The organism is Streptomyces sp. NPDC001153 (assembly GCF_053598315.1).
On the sequence record NZ_JBSFJZ010000002.1, the window covers coordinates 183038 to 207295 of the forward strand.

Genomic DNA, 24258 nt, shown 5'->3' on the forward strand with positions numbered 1-24258 from the left:
AACGAGTACGAGGACGAGGACAGACGTGCCTACCGGCAAGGTCAAGTGGTTCAACAGCGAGAAGGGCTTCGGCTTTCTCTCCCGCGACGACGGCGGTGACGTCTTCGTCCATTCCTCGGTTCTCCCCGCCGGAGTCGATTCGCTCAAGCCGGGACAGCGCGTGGAGTTCGGTGTCGTCGCCGGTCAGCGCGGCGACCAGGCGCTGTCGGTGATCGTGCTCGACCCGACGCCGTCCGTGGCCGCCGCGCAGCGCAAGAAGCCGGACGAGCTGGCCTCGATCGTGCAGGACCTGACGACCCTTCTCGAGAACATCACCCCGATGCTGGAGAAGGGGCGCTACCCGGACAAGGCCTCCGGCAAGAAGATCGCCGGCCTGCTGCGCGCGGTCGCCGACCAGCTGGACGTCTGAGCACCCGTCAGGGAAACGCGAGCGCATCCGGGCCGAGGGGCGGCACCAGCCCCTCGGCCGCCGCGCGTGTGAGCAGGCCGCGGATCGCGGCGTAGCCGTCCTCGCCGAGACCTGCGGTGAACTCGTTCACGTACAGCCCGATGTGCTGGTCCGCCACGGCCGGGTCCATCTCCTGGGCGTGTGCCATGACGTACGGCCGGGAGGCCTCGGGGTCGTCCCAGGCGGCCCGTACGGAGGCGCGGACGGAGTCGGCGAGCCGGGTCAGGGCGGCGGCGCCCAGCGAGCGCTTGGCGATGATCGCGCCGAGCGGGATCGGCAGCCCGGTGGTCTTCTCCCAGTGCTCGCCCATGTCGGCGAGCTTGTGCAGCCCGTAGTTCCGGTAGGTGAACCGGGCCTCGTGGATGACCAGTCCGGCGTCCACCTTGCCGTCCCGTACGGCCGGCATGATCTCGTGGAACGGCAGGACGACGATCTCGCCGACCCCGCCGGACAGCGTGTCCGCCGCCCACAGGCGGAAGAGGAGATAGGCGGTCGACTTCTCGCTGGGCACCGCGACCGTACGGCCCGTCAGGTCGAGGCCCGGCTCGCGCGTGAGCACCAGCGGCCCGCAGCCCCGCCCCAGCGCCCCGCCGCAGGGCAGCAGCGCGTACTCGTCGAGGACGTACGGCAGGACGGCGTACGACACCTTCAGTACGTCGAACTCGCCGCGCTCGGCCATGCCGTTGGTGATGTCGATGTCGGCGAAGGTCACGTCCAGCGCCGGGGCGCCGGGGATCCGGCCGTGGGCGAGGGCGTCGAAGACGAAGGTGTCGTTGGGGCAGGGGGAGTACGCGATCCGCAGGGACCGCTGCTCACTGGTCGTCATGACGGTTCCAACTCTCCAGTGCGGGCGCGAGCTTCCCGAAACCCTCGGTGAGGGCGGTGAGGGCGTCGCCGATGCGCCAGGCGGCACGGTCGCGCGGGCCGACCGGGTTGGAGACCGCGCGGATCTCCAGCACCGGCGTGCCGTGCGCGGCGGCCGCCTCCGCGACCCCGAACCCCTCCATGCCCTCGGCGAGCGCCCTCGGGTGCCGGGCGCGCAGCTCGGCGGCGCGGGCGGCGGTGCCGGTGACGGTGGAGACGGTCAGGACGGTGCCGGCCGGGGCGCCGGTGGCCTGGCAGGCGGCCCGCACCAGCGATCCCGGCGGGTGGTGGGTGACGGTGCCGAAACCCAGTTCGGTGACCGGGAGGAAGCCGTCGGCGGTCTCGGCGCCCAGGTCGGCCACGGTGATCCGGTCGGCGACGACCAGCGAGCCGACGGGCGCCCCGGGCTGGAAGCCGCCGCCGATGCCGGCCGAGACGACCAGGTCGTACGGGGTGCCGGTGAGACGGGCCGCGGTGAGCGCGGCCGAGACGGAGGCCGCGGCGCGGGCCGGGCCGACACCCGCGTCGAGCAGGTCCCAGCCTCCGGCCGTACGCGTCAGACCCGCGCCGGGCAGGCTGACCCGCTCCACCGGCGCGGGGAAGGCCCGTGCCACCGCGTCCCGCTCCGCCGGGACCGCGGTGGCCACGAGGACTCGTACGACCGGCACGGGGGCCGTGGTCAGGAGGCCTGCTTCAGCTTGAACGACCACATGCCCTGGTTGGACTTCTCGCCCATGCGGACCGTGATCGTGTTGAAGGCGCCCTGGGTGCCGTACTGCTGGTTGAAGAAGAGGCTGCCCGGGACGGTGAGGTACGTCTTCTTGCTGGCAGTGAACTGCTGGCCGTTCACGAGGAGGACCCAGCCGGCGTCTGCGATCTTCGGGTCGACACCGACGCGGACCGTCTGGTCCTGGTCCACCGTGATCGACTTGGCGTTGCCGATGTTCTTGACGCACTTCGTCAGCGACTGGGCGTCCAGCGCCTTGCCGTCGTTGTAGCAGACGGCCTCGGAGCTGACCGAGCTGTCGCCGACGGTGACCGTCGCGACGGGCGTCGGCTTCTCGCAGGCCGTGAGCAGGAGCAGTCCGGCGGAAACGGCGCCGGCGGCGGCGACGGCGCGGCGGCGTCGCACAGCCCGGTGTACATCAGCGGCTTCGCCGCGGGGCAGCGTGGTCATGGCCGAAGGCTATCGGGCGCCCCGAGCCGTCCGCCCACGTGGGGTGCGGCGTGCCCGGTTCGTTACGCCAGCCGTGCCTGTGGTTCGGGAAACCGTGTCCGCTTCGTTATGCCGAGGTCAGGGTGGCGTCGGGCATGTCAGGCCACCCGGGGCCGGGCGCGGCCGCCGTGGCGGGCCGAGGCGAGCAGGCCCTTGACGGTGCTCAGCCAGCCGGCCGCCACGAACGCCGCGCCGATCAGCAGGCCGACGGTGCCGTTGAGCGGCAGCACGATGCCGACGGCGCCGCCGAACACCCAGGCCATCTGCAGCAGCGTCTCCGAGCGGGCGAACGCCGAGGTGCGCACCAGTTCCGGCACGTCCCGCTGGATCAGCGCGTCCAGGGCCAGCTTGGCCAGCGCCTGGCCGAACCCGGCGACGGCGGCGAGGCAGGCCACCAGGAACGCCCCGAAGAACAGGGCGGCCACGATCGTCGTGCCGAGCACCACCGCGACGGCCGTCACGATGATGATCTCCGGGGCGCGTGATCTCAGCCAGGCCCCGACGGCCGTACCCAGCGCGTTGCCCACGCCGGCGGCGACACCGACGATCCCGAGCGAGACCGCCGCGCTCTCGCCGGTCAGCGGGTGCTCGCGCAGCAGGAAGGCGAGGAAGAAGATCAGGAAGCCGGAGAGGCAGCGCAGGGAGGCGTTGGCGCCGAGCGCGTGCGTCACGGCGGGCCCCACGGTCCGCAGCCCCGGCCGCTTGACCTGCTCCTTCTTCCGGTACGGCCCGTGCAGATGCTGCTCGTCGGCCGCGAGCAGCGCCACGTCCTCGCCCTTGGCCGAGTCCACCTTGGGCGGCAGGGAGAACGACAGGACCGTGCCCGCGACGAAGATCACGAAGGCGCCGTACAGCGGCCAGGGATCGCCGGCCCTGTGCAGCCCCGCCGCGACCGGCGCGGCGACCCCGGTGGCCAGCAGACCGGCCAGGGTGACCCGCGAGTTGGCCTTCACCAGCGAGAACCGGGGCGGCAGCAGCCGGGGCACGACCGCACTGCGGACCACCCCGTACGCCTTGGACGCGACCAGCACCCCCAGCGCGGCGGGATACAGCTCCAGGCTGCCGCTCGCCACGGCGCCCGAGATGACCAGCGCGAGCAGGGCACGGGCCAGCATGGCCCCGGCCATCGCGGCGCGCCGGCCGTGCGGCAGCCGGTCGAGGAGGGGGCCGATGACGGGGGCGAGGACGGTGAAGGGCGCCATCGTGATGGCGAGGTAGAGCGCGACCCGCCCCCGGGCCTCGTCGGTCGGCACCGAGAAGAACACCGTGGAGGCGAGCGCCACGGTGATCATCACGTCACCGGCGCCGTTCACGGCGTGCAGCTCGATCAGCTTGCCGAGCCCCGACTCGCCCGCCCCGTGCGCATGCGTGGCCTTCCGGATCCCGCGCGCGGTCCCGGTGACCGGGAAGTGCAGGGCACGCCCGACGGAACGGACGGCGCCACCGACCCGGCTCGCACCGCCACCCCGAACACCACGCCTGTCCGCGGTCGCCACGTGCTTCATAGTGCCCTGAGAAGCGGGCGGATAGTGCGGTACGGCGCGGAAGAGGCGGGTGGGCGGGCAGGAAAGAATGCCGAGTGGCGGCGAAGAATCTCGTTCGGTGTAGCGTGCGTGTCTCAGCCATAACGCAGAATGGATGGCAGAGGTGCGCCCAGCGCGCGGATGCAGACGTCGATGCGGTCCTCCGGTCCGCTCCGTCGGCAGGCCCGCCGCCAGGCAGCCGCACTCGACGAGACGGCGTAGGAGAGAAGCGATACCTGTGAGCGCAGCGACCACGCGAAGCCGCACCCCCGACCGCCTGTGCGCCGAGGCGGTCGATCTCGCCCGCGCCGCCGCCGAGGAGGCCGCCGCGCCAGGTGTGGTCGGAGAGCACGTCGGGCTCGTCTCCGAGGGCGACCGCGTTGTCACGCACTTCTTCGAGTGCAAGGAGCTGGGCTACCGCGGCTGGCGCTGGGCGGCGACCGTGGCCCGCGCCTCCCGCGCCAGGATCGTCACGCTCGACGAGGTGGTCCTCCTCCCCGGCCCCGACGCGCTGCTCGCCCCCGAGTGGGTCCCGTGGAGCGAGCGGCTGCGCCCGGGCGACCTCGGCCCCGGCGACCTACTGCCCACCGACCAGGACGACCTGCGCCTGGAGCCCGGCTACACGGGCGAGGAGGCGCCGCCGCCGAACTCGCTCCTCTCCCAGGAGATGGCGGACCTGGCGGAGGCGGAGGACGCCGACGTCACCCCCGGCGCCCCGGCCACCCAGCCCACGACCCCCACCCGAGGCACGATCGCGGCCGTGGCGGAGGAACTGGGCATGCGCCGGGCCCGCGTCCTGTCCCGCTACGGCCTGCATGTCGCGGCGGACCGCTGGGAGGAGTCGTACGGCCCGAAGACCGCGATGGCCCAGGCGGCCCCCGCCACGTGTATGACCTGCGGTTTCCTGACCCCCATCGGCGGCTCCCTCGGCCAGGCCTTCGGCGTCTGCGCCAACGAGTTCTCCCCGGCCGACGGCCGTGTGGTCTCCCTGTCCTACGGCTGCGGCGGCCACTCCGAGGCGGCGGTCATGCCCAAGCCCCCGCAGCCGGCCCCGCCGGTCATCGACGAGACCCGCGTGGACCCCTTCCCCCTCCGCCCCGCCCGCGACTCGGGCTCGGTCCCGGAGACGGGCGACGAGGAGACGGCGGAACTGGGGCATTCCTGACCCTGTGATCGTCGGACGCCGCCGACAGCCGGAACACACCTGGGAACCAGGGCAGTTGCGGACCGGCGGAATTCGTGTCGTACGCCCCCGCCCGCTGACCGGATGAAACCGGCTGCGCCATAAGGGGTGCCGCGCCCCGTCGTAGAGCCCCGCAAAGGCCGCGTTCCCCGACCATCGCCGAATGGATCGGTGTGACTCCGGAAGACGGTCGGACCGGCGGCGCGGCAGGTGGGCCGCCGTCTGTGTGGGGCTCGCCCTGGCGCTGGGCGTGGGGCAGGGCGCGGCGGCCGCGGCGGGCGATCCCGCGCCCCCGCCACCGAGGGGGAAGATCCTCGACTTCCCCCTGGCGGCGATCGGAGGTCTCGTCCACCCGGACGCGCCGCCGCCCGGTGCCGACGACTGGCACTGCAGGCCCACGCCCGCGCATCCGCGCCCGGTCGTCCTGCTGCACGGGACCTGGGCGAACGCGTACGACGACTGGGGCCTGATGGCCCCGTACCTGAAGCAGCTGGGCTACTGCGTGTTCGCCGCCGAGTACGGCGGGGCGCCCGGCAACCCGGTCAAGGCCACCGCGCACGTCCCGGACTCCGCCCGGCAGATCGCCGGGTACGTCGACCGTGTGCTCCAGGCCACCGGCGCCCACCAGGTCGACCTCGTCGGGCACTCCCAGGGCGGCGGTCTGACGCCCCGCTGGTATCTGCGGTTCGACGGCGGCACGGATCCCGCGCATCCGGAACGCAACAAGGTGCACGGCCTCATCGGCCTGGCCCCGTCCAACCACGGCACGACCGGTTCCGGCCTCGGCACCCTGACCACGAAGCTGGGGCTCGACAAGCCCGTGTCGGGTGTCCTCGGCGAGGCGTACGAGGACCAGCTCGTCGGCTCCGAGGTGAACACGACGCTGGACCGGGGCGGGGACACCCAGCCGGGGGTCGGCTACACCGTCATCGCCACCAGGTACGACGAGGTCGTCACCCCCTACACGCACCAGTTCCTGACCGCGGGACCGGGCGCGACCGTCAGGAACATCACGATCCAGGACATCTGCCGCGACGACGCCTCCGAACACCTGTCGATCGCCTACGACTCCAACGCCGCCCAACTCGTGCGCAACGCCCTCGATCCCGCCCACGCGGAGCCCGTCCGCTGCGGCGTCGCCCTGCCCCTGCTCGGCGGCTGAACGCCGTCCGTCGCCCCGGCCGCCCCGTTCGCGCTGTACCTTCGTGCTCACGACGACGAGGAGAGGGAACGTGAGCAGCAAGTACGTGCGGCCGGCGGCCGAGGGCGCCGATCCCTTCGGAACGGCCCGGCTGCGCCGTGGTGTCCTCGACACCTGGGCCACCAGCCCCGCCCGGTTCCGTGAGGACGCCAACGCCGAGGAGGACCTGGTCCTCGGCGGCTACCGGGACCGGCTCGTCGTGGAGCTGGCCCAGAACGCCGCCGATGCCGCCGCCCGGGCGCGGGTGCCGGGGCGGCTCAGGCTCACCCTCCGGGACGGCGTCCTCGTCGCCGCCAACACCGGTGCCCCGCTGGACGCGGCCGGAGTCGAGTCGCTGTCCACGCTGCGCGCCTCGGCCAAGCGGGACACCGAGGTCACCCAGGGTGCCGTCGGACGGTTCGGGGTCGGCTTCGCCGCCGTGCTCGCGGTGACCGACGAACCCGCGATCGTGGGCCGGCACGGGGGTGTGCGCTGGTCGCTCGGCGAGGCGCGGGCGCTGGCCGGCGAGGTCGCCCGGCACAGCCCGGGACTCGGGGACGAGGTCCGGCGCCGGGACGGGCATGTGCCGCTGCTCCGGCTGCCGTTCGCCGCCGAGGGCACCGCCCCGGACCCGTACGACACCGCCGTCATCCTGCCCCTCAGGGACGCGGCCGCCGCCGATCTCGCCGAGCGGCTGCTGAACGCCGTCGACGACGCGCTGCTCCTCGCCCTGCCGGGCCTGGAGGAGGTGGTGATCGAGGTGGGCGGCGACCGGCCCCGCACGCTGCGGCGCCGCAGCGAGGGCGCCGCCGTCGTCGTGGAGGACTCGCGGGAGGGCGCCACGCGATGGCGTACCGCGTCCGCCCACGGGCCGCTCACCCCCGACCTGCTCGCCGACCGGCCGCTGGAGGAGCGGCTGCGGCCCCACTGGTCGGTGACCTGGGCCGTACCCGAGGACGAGGGCGGGCGCCCGCTGCGGCCCCGGACCACGCCCGTCGTGCACGCGCCGACCCCGAGCGACGAACCCCTCGGCGTCCCCGCGCTGCTCATCGCCTCCTTCCCCCTCGACACCACCCGCCGGCACACGGCTCCCGGTCCGCTCACCGACTTCCTGGTGCAGCGCGCCGCCGACGCCTACGCCGAACTGCTCGCCGACTGGCGGCCGGTGACGGACGGCATCATCGACCTCGTACCCGGACCGCTCGGCAAGGGCGAGCTGGACGGGGCGCTCCGGCAGGCCGTGCTGGAGCGGCTGCCGCGCACCGAGTTCCTCCCACCCGCCCACCCGGCGTCTCTCCCACCCGCCCACCCGGCGTCTCTCCCACCCGCCGGCGGGCCCGAGGGTCACGACACCGACCTCCCCGAAGCCCTGCGGCCCCGGGACGCCGAGCTCGTGGAGGGCGCCGGGGCGGACACCGTGCGGGTGCTCGCCGAGGTGCTGCCGACGCTGCTGCCCGCCGGTCTGGAACGGCGCGTGGAGCTGCGCACCCTCGGCGTCGCCCGGCTGCGGCTCACCGACGCCATCGACCGGCTCGCCGGACTGGAGAAGGACCCCGACTGGTGGTGGCGGCTCTACGACAGCCTCGCCGGGGTGGACCCGGAGCGGCTGTCGGGGCTGCCGGTGCCGCTCGCGGACGGGCGGACCACCATCGGCCCCCGGCAGGTCCTCCTCCCCACCGCGGACGCCGCCCGCATCGACGCGGACGTCCTCGGCCGGCTCGGGCTGAAGGTGGCCCACGAGGACGCCGCGCACCCGCTGCTGGAGAAGCTGGGCGCGCTGCCCGCCACCCCGCGCGCGGTGCTCACCACCCCGCAGGTGCGGGCCGCCGTCGCCGCCTCGATGGAGGACGAGGGGATCGGCTGGGAGGAGGACGCGCCGGACGCCGAGGAACTGGCCGACACCGTCCTGTCGTTGGTCCGGGACGCGGGGCTGGAGCCCGGTGACGAGCCCTGGCTGGGAGCCCTCGCACTGACCGACGAGGACGGGGAGCCGGCCCCCGCCGGTGAACTCGTCCTTCCCGGCAGCCCGTTCGCCCGTGTGATCCGCGAGGGCGAACTGGCCGCCGTGGACCACGAGCTGGCCGACAAGTGGGGCGAGCAGCCGCTGGCCGCCTGCGGAGTGCTCGCGAACTTCGCGCTGGTCCGCGCCACCGACGTCGTCCTCGACCCGGACGAACTCGAGCCGCGGGAGAGCGACTTCGCCGAGCCCGACGACGCCGGACTGCTGGACGCGGTCGACGTGTGGTGCGAGGACATCCTCGACCGCTTCCCGGACAGCCCGGTGCCTCCCGTCGCCACCGAACTGGTCGCCGTACGCGATCTGGACCTGGTGGACGACGACCGCTGGCCGGAGGCCCTCGCGCTGCTCGCGCAGCCCCCGCTGCGGGACGCCCTCACCCAGCCGGTCCGCGTCCTGCTGCACGACGGTACGCACGACGTCGTGCGGCCGTACACGGCGTGGTGGCTGCGCGGCCATCCGGTGCTCGACGGGCGCCGGCCCGCCGGCCTCCTCGCGGCGGGCGGCGATCCGCTGCTGCGCGGCCTGTACGACGAGGCCGACGCGACCGGGTTCGAGGACGAGCAGGTGCTGCGGGCCCTCGGCGTACGGACCTCCGTCGCGGCCCTGCTGGACGAGCCCGGCGGCGCCGCCGAGCTGCTGGACCGGCTCGCCGACCCCGAGCGGCCGGTGGCCGCGGCCCAACTGCACGGGCTGTACGGGGCGGTGGCCGAGCTCGACCCGGAGCAGGTGACCCTGCCGGACGACCTGCGGGCCGTGGTCGACGGCCGGGTGGAGGTCGTGGACGCGGGTGAGGCGGTCGTGGTCGACTCGCCCGACCTGCTGCCGTTCACCTCCGGGGTGCCGCTGCTGCCCGTCCGTCCGGCCCGGGCCGCCGAGCTGGCGGAGCTGTTCCAGGTGCGGCGGCTGAGCGAGTCCGTCACGGGCGAGGTGCACTCCGAGGGGACCGAGCACGAGGTGCCGGAGCCGGTACGGGTGCTGCTCGGACCGCGGACGCCGGAGACGTACGTCGAGCACGAGGAACTCGTCGTGGACGGCGTGGAGATCGACTGGCGGCTCACCGACGACGGGGTGCTGCACGCGGCCACGCTGGAGGGCGTCGCGGCGGGGCTGGCCTGGGCGGCCGGTCAGTGGCCGCGGCGCTTCGAGGTGGCCGCCCTGCTGGAGGACCCGTCCCGCACGGAGGAGCTGGCCAGGGACCGCTGGTTCGACTGACGGCACCCCGCAGAGCCGCCTCCACAACTCTCTATGAATATTCAACTTACGTACAACCGTTCCCCTGTGTGCCGGGTCTGACCTGCCGGAGCCAACAGGCTCCCGATCACTCTGCACGCAGGGGAACACATGCGTATACGCGCCACCGTGGCCGCCGTCTCCGGCGCCCTGGCTCTCTCCGCCTTCGTCGTGCCGGCCGCCCAGGCCGCCGGCTCCGCCCCGTCGTACCGGGCGGACGCCGTGCAGGCGCTCCACGCCTCCGGCAGGACCGCGTTCAGCACCGCCGAAGGCGCGGATCTCGGCGTGACCTTCTCCAACCTCAAGATCGCCTCGGCGGTCAGGGTCGGCACGACCAACCACGTCTCCACCACGGTCACCTACACGCTGACCCACGGAGCCAACTACTCCCTCTCGTCGAGCGACTTCGCCAACGGCCCGTTCCTCTACAAGGGGTCCTCGCCCGGCACCGCGAGCAACGTCCTGTTCGGCGACAACCCGGCCACCTGCACCGCCACCTCGGCGACGACCGCCGCCTGCAAGGGCGCCATCGACATCCGCCCCGCCGACGGCGAGCTGCTCAACTCCCAGGCGGGCACCTGGCACGCCGGCGGGCTGGCGCTGCAGTACAGCACCGGGGACAGCTCCGTGCAGGGCGGCCTGGGCACCACCTACGTCCAGCGCTACTCGAAGCTGACGACCACGGTGAGCTCGACGTCCGTCTACAAGGGCAGGAGCGTCACGGTGTCGGGCAGGCTGACCCGGGCCGACTGGGAGAAGCACACGTACAACGCGGTCGGCGGCCAGTCGGTCAAGCTCCAGTTCCGCAAGTCCGGCACGAGCACGTACACCACGGTCAAGACGGTGACCACCGACTCGTCCGGCAACGCGAAGACCACCGCCACGGTGAACTCCAGCGGCTACTGGCGTTACTCCTACGCCGGCATCTCCACCACCCCGGCGGTCAGCGCCACGGGTGTCTACGTGGCCGCGAAGTAGTCACCCCCCGGTCGGAAAAGCGGCGGTCGACCCACTTCCACAGGAACTCCAGGGAGGCCGCCGCCACCACCGCGATGCCGACGGCGGTCCACGGCATCGTGACCCCGACCAGTTTCAGGGCGAAGAAGTCCTGCAGCGCCGGGACGGCCAGGACCAGCAGGAACGCCACTCCCATCGCGGCCACCAGGGTCACCCGCCACCAGGTGTAGGGACGGGCGATGATCGCCAGGATCCACAGGGAGACCAGGAAGAGCGTCAGGGTGGCCGCGCTGGTCTCGGCGTCCAGCCGGCCGGGCCCGGTGTAGTACTCGCGGCCGATCAGATACGTCACGAAGGTCGCCACCCCCGCCACCACGCCACCCGGAACCGAGTACCGCATGACCCTGCGCACGAAGTGCGGTCTCGCCCGCTCCTTGTTGGGCGCCAGGGCCAGGAAGAACGCCGGGACGCCGATGGTGAGCGTGGACAGCAGGGTCAGATGCCGGGGCAGGAACGGATACTCCACCTGCCAGCACACCACCAGGACGGCCAGCAGCACCGAGTAGACGGTCTTCACCAGGAACAGCGTCGCGACCCGTGTGATGTTGCCGATCACCCGGCGGCCCTCGCCCACCACCGACGGCAGGCTCGCGAAGCTGTTGTTCAGCAGCACGATCTGCGCGACCGCCCGCGTCGCCTCCGAGCCGGAGCCCATGGCGACCCCGATGTCGGCGTCCTTCAGCGCGAGCACGTCGTTCACGCCGTCGCCGGTCATCGCGACCGTGTGCCCGTGCGACTGCAGCGCCCCGACCATGTCCCGCTTCTGCCGCGGGGCGACCCGCCCGAAGACCGTCCCCCGGTCCAGCGCGTCCGCCATCCCCGCCCGGTCGGCGGGCAGGTGCCGCGCGTCCACCGTCGTACCCTCCAGGCCCAGCTTGGCGGCGACCGCGCCGACCGACACCGCGTTGTCGCCGGAGATGACCTTGGCGCGGACGTTCTGGTCCGCGAAGTAGCGCAGGGTGTCGGCGGCGTCCGGCCGCAGCCGCTGTTCCAGGACGACGAGGGCCGTGGGGCGGGCGCCGTGGGCCGGCTCGGGGTCGTCCAGGTCGCGGCTCGCCCGGGTCAGCAGCAGCACCCGCAGGCCCTGCTCGTTGAGGCGCTCGGTCTCGGCCAGGGCCGGGTCGCCGTCCGCGAGGAGGACGTCCGGGGCGCCCAGCAGCCAGGTGCTGATCTCGCCGTCGGCCTCGCTGAACGCGGCCCCGCTGTACTTGCGGGCCGAGGAGAAGGGCACCGACTCCACACAGCGCCATTCCTCGCTGTCCGGGTAGGCGTCGATGATCGCCTGGAGGGAGGCGTTGGGACGCGGGTCGGACTCGCCGAGGGCGCCGAGCACCCTGCGTACGTAGCCCTCGTCGGCACCGTCCAGCGGCCGCAGCTCGGTGACGTCCATGCCGCCCTCGGTGAGCGTGCCGGTCTTGTCCAGGCAGACGGTGTCGACGCGGGCCAGGCCCTCGATCGCCGGCAGCTCCTGCACCAGGCACTGTTTCCGGCCGAGCCGGATCACCCCGATGGCGAAGGCGACCGAGGTGAGGAGGACCAGTCCCTCGGGGACCATCGGGACGATGCCGCCGACCGTGCGGGCGATGGAGTCCTTGACGTCGTCGCTCTTGACGACGAGCTGGGTGATGACGAGTCCGACGGCCGCCGGGACCATCATCCAGGTGACGTACTTGAGGATCGTGGAGATGCCGCTGCGCAGCTCGGAGTGGACCAGGGTGAAGCGGGAGGCCTCCGCGGCGAGCCGGGCGGCGTAGGCCTCCCGGCCGACCTTGGTCGCCTGGAAGGCGCCGCCGCCCGCGACGACGAAGCTTCCGGACATGACCGGATCGCCGGGGCGTTTGACGACGGGGTCGGCCTCACCGGTGAGCAGCGACTCGTCGATCTCCAGCCCGTCGGCCTCGACGCAGACGCCGTCCACCACGGCCTTGTCCCCGGGCCCGATCTCCATCAGGTCGTCGAGGACGATCTCGTGGACGGCGACTTCGACGGCCGTCCCGTCCCTCCGGACGGTCGGCCGGGCCTCTCCGATCACGGCGAGCGAGTCGAGGGTCTGCTTGGCCCGCCACTCCTGGACGATGCCGATGCCGGTGTTGGCGAGGATCACGAAGCCGAAGAGGCTGTCCTGGATCGGCGCGACGCACAGCATGACCAGCCAGAGCACGCCGATGATCGCGTTGAACCGGGTGAAGACGTTCGCCCGGACGATCTCGCCCAGCGACCGGCTGCTGCGCACCGGTACGTCGTTGACCTCGCCGCGGGTGACGCGCTCGGCGACTTCGGCGCCGGTCAGCCCTGCCGACCTGGTCATCGGTAGGGCCACCGGATGCACGGGGTCGAGCTCCGCGCCCGCGTCTATATGGGTCATGCATCCGACGGTACGTGCGGATGTGTCCGCCCGCCCGCTTTCCGGCCGCGGCTATGGAGCCGACGTCTCCTTCACCGCCGCCGCCCGCTTGATCGCGGCGTCCCGCCTGCGTACGTACCAGATGCCGATCAGTCCCAGCCCGCCCCCGGCCAGGCAGGTCCACAGCCACCACAGATGCCCGTGGTCCTCGAACCAGCCGTAGAAGGGGAGCTGGACGAGGAAGAGGACGAACCAGAGGATCGTGCCGCCGGTGATGGTGGCGACCACGGGGCCCTCCAGGGGCTCCGGCGCCTCGTGCTTGGGGGTCCACTTGGCCATGGGGCACAGCTTACGAGGCGACCGCTTCCTTACCGCTTCCCGATCGTTCTACGCGCGGAGATAGCGATCTATCGCTTATGCGTTCATACTGAAACCGTTTGTCTTTGGCCGCTTCTGTTCGTATGAAACTCCAACGGGACTCGGGGGAACCCCGTCGGTGATGAGGTCCCGCATGTCCACCTCGGCACCCGCCAAGGCCCCCACCCCCGAAATCCCGGGCGGTGCGCCCGCTCAGGGCGCCCTCGACCGCTACTTCAGGATCTCCGAGCGCGGCAGCTCCGTCGCCCGGGAGATCCGCGGTGGTTTCGCCACCTTCTTCGCGATGGCGTACATCATCGTGCTGAACCCGATCATCCTGAGCAGCGCGAAGGACATGTACGGGCACCACCTGGACAGCGGCCAGCTGGTGACGGCGACCGCGCTGACGGCCGCGTTCACCACGCTGCTGATGGGTGTCATCGGCAACGTCCCGATCGCGCTCGCCGCCGGCCTCGGTGTGAACTCGGTGGTCGCGCTCCAGCTGGCGCCCCGGATGTCCTGGCCGGACGCGATGGGCATGGTCGTCCTCGCGGGCTTCGTGGTCATGCTGCTGGTCGCGACGGGTCTGCGCGAGCGCGTGATGAACGCCGTGCCGTTCGGGCTGCGCAAGGCGATCTCGATCGGTATCGGCCTGTTCATCATGCTGATCGGCCTGGTCGACTCCGGCTTCGTCACCCGGATGCCGGACGCCGCCCAGACCACCGTCCCGGTCCAGCTCGGCGTCGGCGGCCATCTGCACGGCTGGCCGGTGCTGGTGTTCATCCTGGGCGCGCTGCTGACCTTCGCGCTGATCGTCCGCAAGGTGCCGGGCGCGATCCTGATCTCGATCGTCGGCATGACCGTCCTCGCCGTGATCCTCAACGCGGTCACCACCATCCCGTCCTGGGGCCTGACCGTGCCGAAGTGGCCGGGCAACCCGGTCGCCAGCCCCGACTTCGGCCTGGTCGGCCACGTCAGCCTGTTCGGCGGCTTCTCCAAGGTCGGCGTGCTGACCGGCGTCCTCTTCGTCTTCACGGTCCTGCTGTCGTGCTTCTTCGACGCGATGGGCACGATCATGGGCGTCAGCGACGAGGCCAAGCTGACCGACGCCGAGGGCTACATGCCGGGCATCAACCGGGTCCTGTTCATCGACGGCCTCGCGGTCGCGGCGGGCGGCGCCAGCTCCTCCTCGGCCACCACCGCGTTCGTGGAGTCCACGGCCGGTGTCGGCGAGGGCGCCCGCACGGGCCTCGCGAACGTCGTCACCGGCGGCCTCTTCGCCGTCGCCCTGTTCCTCACCCCGGTCGCCACGATGGTCCCGTCCCAGGCGGCGACCCCGGCGCTGATCGCGGTCGGCTTCCTGATCCTGTCGAACTCCATCAAGGAGATCGACTGGGCCGACTACACCATCGCGATCCCGGCGTTCGTGACGATGCTGATGATGCCGTTCACCTACTCGATCACCAACGGCATCGGCATGGGCTTCATCACCTTCACGGTGCTGCGCCTGGCCGCCGGCCGGTTCCGGGAGATCCCGGCCGCGATGTACGTCGTCTCGGCGGTCTTCGCCTTCTACTACCTGATGCCGGCCCTGGGCCTGACCTGAGCCCGGTGCGGCCACGGCGTCAGGTGACGCCGTAGAACCGCTCCGTCTCCTCGACGGCGGCCTGGAACCGCTCGTCGAAGTCGTCCCGGATGAGCGTGCGGACCACATAGTCCTGCACGCTCATTCCTCTTTTCGCCGCATGGTGCCGGAGTCTTTCGAGCAGCTCTCCGTCTATGCGCAGGCTGAGCACACTGGTCCCCATGCGTACGAGGGTCGCCACATCCGGCCACCCCCTGCGTCACTTTCAGGAACCGACTCACTCATATGAGTGATCGAATGGTTCAGTGGCGGGTATCACGGGCATTCGGGCGTGTCGCGGTGTTCCTTAGCGAGGGTAATGAGTTACTCTAAAGAACATGCCGGACCTCACCCATGGCGACGACGCTGCCGCCGTGAACTCCCTCCGCTCCGCCGTGATGCGGTTGTCCCGTCGGCTCAAGCACCAGCGGGTCGACGAGTCGCTGAGCCCCACCGAGATGTCGGTGCTCGGCACCCTCTTCCGCTGCGGCTCGGCCACCCCGGGCGAGCTCGCACGCAAGGAGCACGTCCAGCCGCCGTCGATGACCCGCATCGTCGCGCTGCTCGAGGCCAAGGGGCTGGTCCGGCTGGAGCCGCACCCCGAGGACCGGCGCCAGAAGGTCGTCACCCAGACCGAGCAGGCCGAGGCGATGCTCGAGGAGAGCCGCCGCAAGCGCAACGCGTTCCTGGCCGGCCTGGCCGAGGCCCTCGACGAGGACGAGTGGGCCAGACTGCGCGCCGCCGCCCCCGTGCTGGAGAAGCTCGCACACCTGTAAGCAAGCCATTCGAGGAGGCGAACCCTTTTGAGTACGGGATCCGGAGCACCTTCCGCCCCCGCACCGACCGCCACGACTACCCCCAACGCCCGCAAGGGCTCGATGTTCAGCTCGCTGAGGATCAGGAACTACCGCCTCTTCTTCATCGGCCAGGTCGTCTCCAACACCGGCACCTGGATGCAGCGCATCGCCCAGGACTGGCTCGTCCTCAGCCTCACCGGCTCCTCCGCCGCCGTGGGCATCACGACGGCCCTGCAGTTCCTGCCGATGCTCCTGCTCGGCCTCTACGGCGGAGTCCTGGTCGACCGCCTCCCCAGGCGCCCCACGCTGCTGGTCACCCAGGCCTCCATGGCCGTGACGGGCCTGGCGCTCGCCTTCCTCACGCTCACCGGCCACGTCCAGGTCTGGCACGTCTACGTCGCCGCGCTCGCCGTCGGCCTCGCCACGGTCGTCGACAACCCGGCCCGCCAGTCCTTCGTCTCCGAGATGGTCGGCCCCGCGCACCTGCAGAACGCCGTCAGCCTGAACTCGGCGAACTTCCAGTCCGCCCGCCTCGTCGGCCCCGCCGTCGCCGGCCTGATGATCACCGGCGTGGGCACCGGCTGGGCGTTCCTCGCCAACGGCCTGTCCTTCGTCGCGCCCATCACCGGCCTGCTGCTGATGCGTGCCCGTGAACTGCACGCCGTCGAGCGAACACCGCGCGGCAAGGGCCAGCTGCGCGAGGGCCTGCAGTACGTGGCGGGGCGCCCGGAGCTGATCTGGCCGATCGTCCTCGTCGGCTTCATCGGCACCTTCGGCTTCAACTTCCCGGTGTGGCTGTCGGCCTACGCGGACGGCGTCTTCCACTCCGGCGCCGGCTCCTACAGCCTCTTCAACACCCTGATGGCCGTCGGCTCCCTGTGCGGCGCCCTGCTGGCCGCCCGGCGCGGCACGGCCCGGCTGCGCGTCCTGATCGCCGCCGCGCTGGCCTTCGGCACGCTGGAGGTGGTGGCCGCGCAGGCCCCGTCGTACTGGCTGTTCGCGCTGCTCATGGTCCCGATCGGCGTCTGCGGCCTGACGGTCAACGTCACCGCCAACACGGCGGTCCAGATGGCCACCGACCCGGCCATGCGGGGGCGGGTGATGTCCCTGTTCATGATGGTGTTCATGGGCGGTACGCCGCTGGGCGCGCCGGTCGTCGGCTGGATCACCGACACCTACGGCGCCCGGGTCGGCTTCGCCCTCGGCGGCGTCGTCTCGGCCGCGGCCGCCGCCGGCATCGGCCTGGTCCTGGCCCGCATCGGCGGTCTGCGCCTGGCGGTGGGCTGGCACCACGGCCACCCGCGGGTCCGCTTCGTCCCGCGCGAGCGGGAGCAACTGGCCACGGCTGCATAGGGGATGTGCGAATGCGGGGGTGTCCCCGTACGGATGCGTGTCTCGTGTCGATCGCGTGCGCGACGATCGTCACGTGAGATGACTTGTCCCAACACGCCCCTTTGGCACCCGTACAGGAGCATCCGCATGGCATCACAGGCATCGACCCCGAGACCCCGCTCCCGCATGCGACAGCTGACGGCGGTCGCGCTGACCCTGGGCACGGTCGGCGCGCTCGCCGCCGCCGCGCCGCCCGGGGCCGTCGCCGGACCGCACAGGGCCGACCACGGCTTCCAGGAGCGCGACCTCGTCTCCGACCAGGCGGGCAGAGCGGAGCGGCGGGACCAGAACCTGGTCAACCCCTGGGGACTGGTGCGCACGCCGGGCGGGGCGATCAGGGTCTCCAACAACGGCACCAGCACCTCCACGGTGTACTCGGGCGCCCGGGACGATCGACCGGTCACCTTCCTCTCCCCCGTCATCCACCTCCCCGGTTCCGCCGACCCGACCGGGATCGTGCGCAACGACACCCGGGACTTCCGCTTCACCGCCTCCGGACGTTCCGGTCCGGCGCGGTACATCTTCGCCGGGGAGAACGGCGGCCTCTTCGCCTTCAACCCGAATGTGCTCCCGACGACCGGCGTCCAGGTCGCCCAGGAGGACGACGCCGTCTTCAAGGGCCTGACCCTCGTGGACGGCGAGCGGAAGGCCGCGAAGGGGGGCCGGCACCGGCCGCGCATCCTCGTCGCGAACTTCCGTGACGCGCGCGTCGACGTCTTCGACACCCGCTTCAAGCAGGTGAAGCAGCCCGCCGGAGCGTTCCGGGACCGGAGGATCCCCAAGGGTTTCGCGCCCTTCGACGTGAAGGACATCGGCGGCAGGATCTTCGTCACCTACGCCAAGCAGAACGCGGAGAGGCACGACGACGTCGCGGGCCCAGGCAACGGCTTCATCGACGTGTTCAGCACCGAGGGCAAGCTGCTCAAGCGTTTCGCCCGCCGTGGGGTGCTCAACTCGCCCTGGGGCCTGGAAACGGCTCCCAAGGGCTTCGGGAAGTTCGCCGGCGACCTGCTCGTCGGCAACTTCGGCGACGGCCGCATCAACGCCTTCGACCTCAGAACCGGCCGGTTCGAGGGGACCCTGAGGGACCGCCACAGGCGGCCGATCAAGATCGAGGGCCTGTGGGGGCTGCAGCGGGGCACCGCCCAGTCCGGCGGCACGGACAGCGTCTGGTTCGCGGCGGGAATCGGTGGCGAGCAGCACGGGCTGCTCGGCACCCTGCGCGCCGTACGCTGATCCGCCGGCCCTCACCCGGGGTGCTCGCCGGGCGGTCACACCCGCCGGGCGAGCACCTGCCCCGGCCAGTCGTTCTGCTCGCCCGCGGTGTACGTCTCCGTCGGGATGAACCCGTTGGCCTCGTAGAAGGCGACCAGCCCGCGGTCGTCACCCGCGTAGCAGTCCACCCGCAGCAGGGAGACCCCGGCCCGCCGGGTCACCTCGGCCGCGTGGGCGAGCAGGGCCGCTCCGGCGCCGTGGCCCTTGAAGCGGCGGTCGGAGGCGAGCCAGTGGATGTACCGCTCGGGCTCGCCGGGCGGCGGAAGATGGGACAGATAGTCACCGGGCGCGTCGCTGAGGGTGAGCGTGGCGGCCGGTACGCCGTCGACCTCGGCGATGTAGGTGCTGCCCTTGTCCATGTACCCGGCGACCGATTCCGCCACCCTCGGGTTCTCCGACAGCGGCTTGCTTCCCCACTGACCGGTGCGGCCCTGTGAGACCAGCCACTCCACACTGCTGTCGAGCATGGCGAGTATCACGGGGATGTCGTCTCGGCCGCCTTCGCGGATGGTGATCGTCATTGCCCCATCATGCCCGGCGCCGTCTGCGAAGGTGAAGGCATGAGACTCTTCGCCGCGGTGCTCCCTCCGGAGCCTGTCGTCCACGAACTCGCCGTCGAAGTCGCCAAGTTGAAGAGGCTGCCCGGCGCGGAGCGGCTGCGCTGGACCAACCGGCCGGGCTGGCACTTCACCCTCGCCTTCTACGGCGAGGTCGCCGAGGACCTCGTGCCGGACCTGTCGGACCGCCTGGCCCGCGCGGCCGCCCGTACGGCGCCCTTCGACCTGGCCCTCTACGGCGGCGGCCAGTTCGGGCACGGCAAGGCCCTGTGGACCGGCGCCTACGGCGAGGTGGAGGCGATGCGGCTGCTGGCCGACCGGGCGGAGTCGGCGGCGCGGAAGGCGGGCCTGCCGATGGGGGAGCACCGGCGGTACAAGGCCCACCTGACGGTGGCGCGGAGCCGGGACTCGGTGGACGTACGGCCGTACGTCGATCTGCTCCGCGAGTTCACCAGCCGGACCTGGACGGTGAACGAGCTGGTGCTGGTGCGGAGCAATCTGCCGCGGTCGGGGGTGGTGGGGGAGCAGCCGCGCTATGAGGCGGTCGCCCGCTGGGCACTGGGCGCGTCCGGTTAGGCTCGATGGCGTGGACCCGAAGACCCGGAACCGGATCATGGCCGGTGCGCTCGTTCTGATGTTCGTGGTGGTGGCCTTGGCGGCGGCCGTCAGGTAGGTACTGGCCGGCTGCGGGCCGTCCGTGGCCGGTCGCGCCCGCGCGGCGGAACCGCATGTCGCCTGCGGCCCCGCCGCCCCTTCGGGGTACTACCAGGCGAAGGCCTCCGGGGACGGGCCCGGCCCCGGGAAGACCTCGTCCAGGCCGGCCAGCAGCTCCTCGCTCAGCTTCAGCTCGCAAGCCCTGATCGCCGACGCCAGCTGTTCCGCCGTACGCGGGCCGACGATGGGACCCGTCACACCCGGCCGGGTGAGCAGCCAGGCCAGGGCCACCTCGCCGGGCTCCAGGCCGTGCTTGTCGACCAGGTCCTCGTACGCCTGGATCTGGGCGCGGGCGGCCGGGTCCTTGAGGGTGTCGGCGGCCCGGCCGGTGGCGCGGCGCCCGCCCTGGACCTCCTTCCTGATGACCCCGCCGAGCAGACCGCCGTGCAGCGGCGACCACGGGATGACCCCGAGGCCGTAGTCCCGCGCGGCCGGGATGACCTCCATCTCGGCGCGGCGCTCGGCCAGGTTGTACAGGCACTGCTCGCTGACCAGGCCGATGGTGCCGCCGCGGCGGGCGGCGATCTCGTTGGCCTGGGCGATCTTGTAGCCGGGGAAGTTGGAGGAGCCGACGTAGAGGATCTTGCCCTGCTGGACCAGGGTGTCGATCGCCTGCCAGATCTCCTCGAACGGGGTGCTGCGGTCGATGTGGTGGAACTGGTAGAGGTCGATGTAGTCGGTCTGCAGCCGCTTCAGGCTGGCATCCACGGCCCGGCGGATGTTCAGCGCGGAGAGCTTGTCGTGGTTGGGCCAGACGGTGGCGCCGTCGGGGTCCATGTTGCCGTAGACCTTGGTGGCGAGGACGACCTTGTCGCGGCGCTCGCCGCCCTTGGCGAACCAGTTGCCGATGATGGTCTCGGTGCGCCCCTTGTTGTCCCCCCAGCCGTACACGTTGGCGGTGTCGAAGAAGTTGATGCCCGCGTCCAGTGCCGCGTCCATGATGGCGTGGCTGTCCGCCTCGTCGGTCTGCGGCCCGAAGTTCATCGTCCCGAGGACGAGTCGGCTGACCTTGAGGCCCGTGCGTCCAAGCTGCGTGTACTTCATGGTTCCCCAGCCAACGGCTTGAAGTGCGCTCTATGCAAGGGCTTTCGGGAGGACCGGGTGTCAGTCGCGAGGCAACTCGGCGGTTTTGAAGGTGAGACGGAGGGGGGTGGTGGTCATGTCAACGTCCGTTCCATAACTGACGCGCAGTTCACAGGTGTACTCGCCCTTCTTGGGTTCGGTGTACACGTAGCACCGGCCCTGGTAAGGGTCCGCGATGAGGTACACGGGAATCTCGGCCACCGCGTAGGCGGTCTTCTTGGGGCCGTAATCGTTGTGGGCGGTGCCCTTCGAGATGACCTCAGCGACGAACTCGATGTCTTCGTACCGCCAGCGGCCCTCGTCGTCCTTCGCGGCGCCCTCGCGCATTTTGGCCACGTCGGGGCAGAAGCCGTTCTTGGGGCCGGGGAAGTCGATACGGACGTCCGTGAAAATCCGCGCACGCCTTCCGAAGCGGTCCTCAAGTGCCCAGATGATATGGCGAATGGTCTCCCAGTGGATGTCCCGCTGTGGCGTCATGAAGATGTTGCCCCCGACGATCTCGACCTTGTATCCCTCGGGGACGGGCATGCGCTCGAACCGCTCGAACCACTGGTCCAGGTAGGTGGCGTTCTCGTCGGCCATCTTGATCTCGATCCTGTCTTCCAGGATGGTCATCGTGGCGCTCCTCCCCGGCTGCCCCACGCACCGGTGCAGCCGCGCGGTCCAACGATACGCACCGTGACCAGGGGACGCCGTAATTCGGTCAGCCTGTTCAGGCCGCGTACGCCTGTCCGACCCCCCACGCCTCCCACATCGCCCCCGCGAACGCCGCCGCGATCCGGTGCTCCCCGCTCGCGTTGGGATGCGTGCCGTCATAGGTGTCGGCGTGGATGTCGTACGACTCCGGCCGCGAGGCCAGCAGGACCGGCGAGCGGGGCTCGTCCAGGTCGGCGACCGTCTTCGCCAGCAGGACGTTGAAGAGGTCCACCTGTGCGGCGAAGGGCGCGTCGACCTCGGCCCGGATGTTCGGGATCACCGGCAGCAGCACCATGCGGACGCGCGGGCTCGCCTCCCGGGCGCCCGCGATGAAGGCCCGTACGTTCTCCGCGGTCTGCTCGGCGTTGGTGTAGAAGCCCAGGTCGATCAGCCCGAGGGAGACCAGCAGCACGTCGGCCCGGTGCTTCCGTACCGCCTCGCCGATCAGCGGAGCCATGTGCAGCCAGCCCTCGCCCCAGCCCGCCAGGTGGCGGCGGGGGAAGCCGGGGTCGGCGTAGGCGTGGGAGGTGGGGGCGTCGGTCGCCTTGTCGTACAGCTCCTCGCGGGGGCCGACGAAGGTGAACGGGCCGCCGTGCGTGTCGCGCAGATGCCGCCACAGCCGGTAGCGCCACGTGTGTTCGCCCGCGCTCCCGATCGTCATGGAGTCACCTACGGGCATGAACCTGAGCATCCGCTCATGATGGACGATCGTGCGCACCGATGGGATGTGAGGCCCACCACGTCCGGCGAGCCCCGTCGGCCGCCCGCCCGGTGAACCCCCGGGGCGAATGGCAGTCTTGGGGCATGCGTCGATCGTCCGCCGTCCTCGCCGGGTTGCTGCTCGCCGGCGCCTGCGCACTGCCCGCCTCCGCCGCCGGGAGCGCGGGCGGGGACGGTGACCACGGCTTCACCCTCAAGGACCCGCGGATCACCGAGTCCAGCGGGCTCGCCGCATCCCGCCTCCACCCCGGCATCTACTGGACCCACAACGACAGCGGCGACGGGCCGTACATCTACGCCGTGGACAGCGCGACCGGGAAGACCGTCGCCCGGATCACCCTGCGCGGCATCGGCGCCCCGCGCGACGACGAGGCCATCTCCATCGGCCCGCACAACGAGATCTACCTGGGTGACATCGGCGACAACCTGGGCGGCACCTGGCCGTACGTGTGGATCTACCGGCTGCCCGAGCCGAAGGAGCTGAGGGACCAGACGGTCACCGCCACGCAGTACGTCGTGAAGTACGCGAACGGGCCGCGTGACGCCGAGTCGCTGATCGTCCACCCGAAGACCGGGCGGGTCTACATCATCGACAAGAAGGAGGACGGCGGCCACCTGTACGAGGGCCCGGCCACCCTGTCCACCTCCGGCACGAACGTCTTCCGGCCGATCGCGCCCGTCGACCTCTGGGCCACGGACGCGGCCTTCTCCCCCGACGGGCGGCAACTCGCCGTACGCGGGTACTTGGGGGGGATCTCCTACGACTGGAACGGCGGCCGCATCAGACGCCAGGGCCAACTGGACGTACCCCTGCAGGACCAGGGAGAGGGAGTCACCTACTCCGTCGACGGCACCAAGCTGCTGTACAGCAGCGAGGGGGCGGACAGCGAGGTCGTGGCGAAGGACGTACCGGGCCTTCCGGCATCCAAGTCGCCTTCGGCGAAGGGCGGTTCCGCCACGGCCGGCGACGGGATCGGTGGCAGGGGGCCGAAGATCGGTGCGGCCGTCGTCGCCGTCGGGCTGGCGGCCCTGTTCGGGTTGCGGTGGCTGCGGCGGCGGGGGTGAGGGGCAGGCTGACGGCCGCATGAGCGAGGGGCGCCCGGTGTCGGCACCGGGCGCCCCTCCATATGTGTTCCCACCTGCTCGGGAACACCCTGTTCCCGGCCGGGAACGCCCTTCCGTCCCGGCACACTGACAGGGCCGTACACCGGCTCCGGTGCTCTCGTTCGTCGCGCTACGGAGTGCCGCCGTATCCAGGAGGGGCTCAAGTGAATCGATCACTGCTGACCATGCGCTCGGCGCTGGTCCTGTTGCTGGGTGTTCTCGTCGGCGCGGGAGCAGGAGTGCTCACCGCCTGTTCCGGCGGTGGCGGCGTGGCGCAGCCGGTCATGGTGGGCGCGTCCGCTTTCGCGGCCGCCGTGGCGTTCTTCGACTCCATCATCGACCAGGCGCACTGACCAAGACCGGTTGCCGTCGTTGACAGGGCGGTGAGGGCCATGTGGCCTGCCGGTTTCCTGTAGATACATCCCGGATGTATCCGGGGAGAGGAGAGGGTGGTGGGGGACGATGACCGCGAGGAGGCGGCTTTCGACGATGCGGCCTTCGGTGACGCGGAAGGCTTCAAGCCGCTGTCGAGAGAGCTGCTTCCCGAAGTGAGGGATCTGGCCGAGGCGTTGCGCCGCCTGCTGACGGGCTCGGGGAAGTCGCAGCGGCAGTTCGCGGTCTATCACCACATCGGCGTCTCCACGGTCTCGCGCTATCTGAGTGGGGAACGAATCCCGGACAAGCACTTTCTCGACGGGTTGATGAAGTCGGCCTGCAAGGCGCACGACAGGGAGGTCAGTGCGGCGCTGCAGGGCCGGATGTACCGGCTGCACCGAGACGCGTTGCTGGCCCAGGACCCGGCTCGGTACCGGGAGCAGATGGCCAGCGACCGGCTGGAGGACGCCGTTCTGCGCGAGGAGGAGGCGCAGCTGGAGATCCGGGAGCTGAGGAAGGCCGCAGAGGGGCAGAAGCGG

Annotated in this window: 23 protein-coding genes; 12 read left to right on the top strand and 11 right to left on the bottom strand. The window is 71.5% G+C overall.

Annotated elements, in window-relative coordinates:
* The first annotated feature begins 25 nt into the window (after positions 1–25).
* Positions 26–409 (top strand): cold-shock protein, encoded by a 384-nt coding sequence (locus tag ACWDEN_RS02895; protein WP_030643007.1) that lies wholly within the window; start codon positions 26–28, stop codon positions 407–409.
* Between the two features lie 7 nt (positions 410–416).
* On the opposite strand, the gene ACWDEN_RS02900 is transcribed toward ACWDEN_RS02895, so the two are convergent.
* The 4 genes from ACWDEN_RS02900 to ACWDEN_RS02915 all read right to left on the bottom strand — a co-directional run bounded on the left by ACWDEN_RS02900 (position 417) and on the right by ACWDEN_RS02915 (position 4033).
* On the bottom strand, positions 417–1274 hold the full coding sequence (locus ACWDEN_RS02900; protein ID WP_351601473.1) for a 1,4-dihydroxy-6-naphthoate synthase: 858 nt from the start codon (positions 1272–1274) through the stop codon (positions 417–419).
* Positions 1261–1980 carry a futalosine hydrolase gene (locus tag ACWDEN_RS02905; protein WP_351601470.1) on the bottom strand — a complete coding sequence of 240 codons (720 nt, stop codon included), beginning with the start codon at positions 1978–1980 and terminating at the stop codon, positions 1261–1263. Before ACWDEN_RS02905 ends, ACWDEN_RS02900 begins: the two co-directional genes overlap by 14 nt.
* Before the next feature lie 11 nt (positions 1981–1991).
* Positions 1992–2489 carry a DUF2771 domain-containing protein gene (locus tag ACWDEN_RS02910; RefSeq protein ID WP_351601467.1) on the bottom strand — a complete coding sequence of 166 codons (498 nt, stop codon included), beginning with the start codon at positions 2487–2489 and terminating at the stop codon, positions 1992–1994.
* A gap of 137 nt (positions 2490–2626) precedes the next feature.
* Entirely contained in the window at positions 2627–4033 is a 1407-nt protein-coding gene (locus ACWDEN_RS02915; protein WP_450856871.1) for an MFS transporter, read from the bottom strand.
* Between the two features lie 256 nt (positions 4034–4289).
* Between ACWDEN_RS02915 and ACWDEN_RS02920 the strand changes: the two genes are divergently transcribed.
* From ACWDEN_RS02920 to ACWDEN_RS02935, 4 genes are all read left to right on the top strand, one after another.
* Positions 4290–5216 carry a DUF3027 domain-containing protein gene (locus tag ACWDEN_RS02920; RefSeq protein ID WP_351601462.1) on the top strand — a complete coding sequence of 309 codons (927 nt, stop codon included), beginning with the start codon at positions 4290–4292 and terminating at the stop codon, positions 5214–5216.
* A gap of 244 nt (positions 5217–5460) precedes the next feature.
* On the top strand, positions 5461–6396 hold the full coding sequence (locus ACWDEN_RS02925) for an esterase/lipase family protein (protein ID WP_351601459.1): 936 nt from the start codon (positions 5461–5463) through the stop codon (positions 6394–6396).
* Between the two features lie 70 nt (positions 6397–6466).
* Entirely contained in the window at positions 6467–9646 is a 3180-nt protein-coding gene (locus ACWDEN_RS02930) for a sacsin N-terminal ATP-binding-like domain-containing protein (protein WP_450856874.1), read from the top strand.
* 129 nt (positions 9647–9775) lie between these two features.
* The gene (locus ACWDEN_RS02935; RefSeq protein WP_450856876.1) at positions 9776–10642 is read left to right on the top strand and encodes a hypothetical protein; all 867 of its coding nucleotides are present in this window, start codon (positions 9776–9778) and stop codon (positions 10640–10642) included.
* Here ACWDEN_RS02935 and ACWDEN_RS02940 read toward each other — a convergent pair.
* Together ACWDEN_RS02940 and ACWDEN_RS02945 are read right to left on the bottom strand one after the other, a co-directional pair.
* Positions 10608–13046 carry an HAD-IC family P-type ATPase gene (locus ACWDEN_RS02940; protein ID WP_450856878.1) on the bottom strand — a complete coding sequence of 813 codons (2439 nt, stop codon included), beginning with the start codon at positions 13044–13046 and terminating at the stop codon, positions 10608–10610. The genes ACWDEN_RS02935 and ACWDEN_RS02940 overlap by 35 nt on opposite strands.
* 51 nt (positions 13047–13097) lie before the next feature.
* Positions 13098–13364, bottom strand: coding sequence for a DUF2530 domain-containing protein (locus tag ACWDEN_RS02945; protein ID WP_450856880.1), 267 nt, complete (start codon positions 13362–13364; stop codon positions 13098–13100).
* 172 nt (positions 13365–13536) lie between these two features.
* Between ACWDEN_RS02945 and ACWDEN_RS02950 the strand changes: the two genes are divergently transcribed.
* The gene (locus ACWDEN_RS02950) at positions 13537–14988 is read left to right on the top strand and encodes an NCS2 family permease (RefSeq protein ID WP_351601444.1); all 1452 of its coding nucleotides are present in this window, start codon (positions 13537–13539) and stop codon (positions 14986–14988) included.
* A 19-nt stretch (positions 14989–15007) separates the two neighbouring features.
* Here the strand turns inward: ACWDEN_RS02950 and ACWDEN_RS02955 are convergent, their stop codons facing one another.
* A complete protein-coding gene (locus tag ACWDEN_RS02955; protein ID WP_228624546.1) occupies positions 15008–15190 on the bottom strand; it encodes a BrnA antitoxin family protein in 183 nt (60 codons plus the stop codon).
* 154 nt (positions 15191–15344) lie between these two features.
* Between ACWDEN_RS02955 and ACWDEN_RS02960 the strand changes: the two genes are divergently transcribed.
* The 3 genes from ACWDEN_RS02960 (at position 15345) to ACWDEN_RS02970 (ending at position 18431) form a co-directional block, all read left to right on the top strand.
* Positions 15345–15782 (top strand): MarR family winged helix-turn-helix transcriptional regulator, encoded by a 438-nt coding sequence (locus ACWDEN_RS02960; RefSeq protein ID WP_351601441.1) that lies wholly within the window; start codon positions 15345–15347, stop codon positions 15780–15782.
* A 27-nt stretch (positions 15783–15809) separates the two neighbouring features.
* Positions 15810–17156, top strand: a complete 1347-nt coding sequence (locus tag ACWDEN_RS02965; RefSeq protein WP_450856883.1) for an MFS transporter — start codon at positions 15810–15812, stop codon at positions 17154–17156.
* Positions 17157–17321: 165 nt separating this feature from the next.
* A complete protein-coding gene (locus ACWDEN_RS02970; protein ID WP_450856885.1) occupies positions 17322–18431 on the top strand; it encodes a TIGR03118 family protein in 1110 nt (369 codons plus the stop codon).
* Positions 18432–18466: 35 nt separating this feature from the next.
* On the opposite strand, the gene ACWDEN_RS02975 is transcribed toward ACWDEN_RS02970, so the two are convergent.
* A complete protein-coding gene (locus ACWDEN_RS02975; RefSeq protein WP_351601436.1) occupies positions 18467–18991 on the bottom strand; it encodes a GNAT family N-acetyltransferase in 525 nt (174 codons plus the stop codon).
* 39 nt (positions 18992–19030) lie between these two features.
* Here ACWDEN_RS02975 and thpR point away from each other — a divergent pair, with 39 nt between their 5' ends.
* On the top strand, positions 19031–19603 hold the full coding sequence (gene thpR / locus ACWDEN_RS02980; RefSeq protein ID WP_450856887.1) for an RNA 2',3'-cyclic phosphodiesterase: 573 nt from the start codon (positions 19031–19033) through the stop codon (positions 19601–19603).
* A gap of 186 nt (positions 19604–19789) precedes the next feature.
* Here the strand turns inward: thpR and ACWDEN_RS02985 are convergent, their stop codons facing one another.
* The 3 genes from ACWDEN_RS02985 to ACWDEN_RS02995 all read right to left on the bottom strand — a co-directional run bounded on the left by ACWDEN_RS02985 (position 19790) and on the right by ACWDEN_RS02995 (position 22211).
* Positions 19790–20785, bottom strand: a complete 996-nt coding sequence (locus ACWDEN_RS02985; protein WP_450856889.1) for an aldo/keto reductase — start codon at positions 20783–20785, stop codon at positions 19790–19792.
* Positions 20786–20845: 60 nt separating this feature from the next.
* Entirely contained in the window at positions 20846–21439 is a 594-nt protein-coding gene (locus ACWDEN_RS02990) for a Uma2 family endonuclease (protein WP_351601427.1), read from the bottom strand.
* Positions 21440–21536: 97 nt separating this feature from the next.
* Complete coding sequence (locus ACWDEN_RS02995) at positions 21537–22211, bottom strand: SGNH/GDSL hydrolase family protein (protein WP_351601424.1); 675 nt, start codon at positions 22209–22211, stop codon at positions 21537–21539.
* A 113-nt stretch (positions 22212–22324) separates the two neighbouring features.
* Here ACWDEN_RS02995 and ACWDEN_RS03000 point away from each other — a divergent pair, with 113 nt between their 5' ends.
* Positions 22325–23305 carry a WD40 repeat domain-containing protein gene (locus ACWDEN_RS03000; RefSeq protein ID WP_450856892.1) on the top strand — a complete coding sequence of 327 codons (981 nt, stop codon included), beginning with the start codon at positions 22325–22327 and terminating at the stop codon, positions 23303–23305.
* Between the two features lie 203 nt (positions 23306–23508).
* The gene (locus tag ACWDEN_RS03005) at positions 23509–23697 is read left to right on the top strand and encodes a hypothetical protein (protein WP_351601418.1); all 189 of its coding nucleotides are present in this window, start codon (positions 23509–23511) and stop codon (positions 23695–23697) included.
* The last annotated feature ends 561 nt before the right edge of the window (positions 23698–24258 follow it).

Coding starts and splice junctions, on each gene's coding strand:
- ACWDEN_RS02900 (WP_351601473.1), bottom strand. CDS start 1,274: ATGACGACCAGTGAGCAGCGGTCCCTGCGGATCGCGTACTCCCCCTGC.
- ACWDEN_RS02910 (WP_351601467.1), bottom strand. CDS start 2,489: ATGACCACGCTGCCCCGCGGCGAAGCCGCTGATGTACACCGGGCTGTG.
- ACWDEN_RS02915 (WP_450856871.1), bottom strand. CDS start 4,033: ATGAAGCACGTGGCGACCGCGGACAGGCGTGGTGTTCGGGGTGGCGGT.
- ACWDEN_RS02935 (WP_450856876.1), top strand. CDS start 9,776: ATGCGTATACGCGCCACCGTGGCCGCCGTCTCCGGCGCCCTGGCTCTC.
- ACWDEN_RS02940 (WP_450856878.1), bottom strand. CDS start 13,046: ATGACCCATATAGACGCGGGCGCGGAGCTCGACCCCGTGCATCCGGTG.
- ACWDEN_RS02945 (WP_450856880.1), bottom strand. CDS start 13,364: ATGGCCAAGTGGACCCCCAAGCACGAGGCGCCGGAGCCCCTGGAGGGC.
- ACWDEN_RS02950 (WP_351601444.1), top strand. CDS start 13,537: ATGTCCACCTCGGCACCCGCCAAGGCCCCCACCCCCGAAATCCCGGGC.
- ACWDEN_RS02955 (WP_228624546.1), bottom strand. CDS start 15,190: ATGGGGACCAGTGTGCTCAGCCTGCGCATAGACGGAGAGCTGCTCGAA.
- ACWDEN_RS02960 (WP_351601441.1), top strand. CDS start 15,345: ATGCCGGACCTCACCCATGGCGACGACGCTGCCGCCGTGAACTCCCTC.
- ACWDEN_RS02970 (WP_450856885.1), top strand. CDS start 17,322: ATGCGACAGCTGACGGCGGTCGCGCTGACCCTGGGCACGGTCGGCGCG.
- ACWDEN_RS02975 (WP_351601436.1), bottom strand. CDS start 18,991: ATGACGATCACCATCCGCGAAGGCGGCCGAGACGACATCCCCGTGATA.
- thpR (WP_450856887.1), top strand. CDS start 19,031: ATGAGACTCTTCGCCGCGGTGCTCCCTCCGGAGCCTGTCGTCCACGAA.
- ACWDEN_RS02985 (WP_450856889.1), bottom strand. CDS start 20,785: ATGAAGTACACGCAGCTTGGACGCACGGGCCTCAAGGTCAGCCGACTC.
- ACWDEN_RS02990 (WP_351601427.1), bottom strand. CDS start 21,439: ATGACCATCCTGGAAGACAGGATCGAGATCAAGATGGCCGACGAGAAC.
- ACWDEN_RS02995 (WP_351601424.1), bottom strand. CDS start 22,211: ATGCTCAGGTTCATGCCCGTAGGTGACTCCATGACGATCGGGAGCGCG.
- ACWDEN_RS03000 (WP_450856892.1), top strand. CDS start 22,325: ATGCGTCGATCGTCCGCCGTCCTCGCCGGGTTGCTGCTCGCCGGCGCC.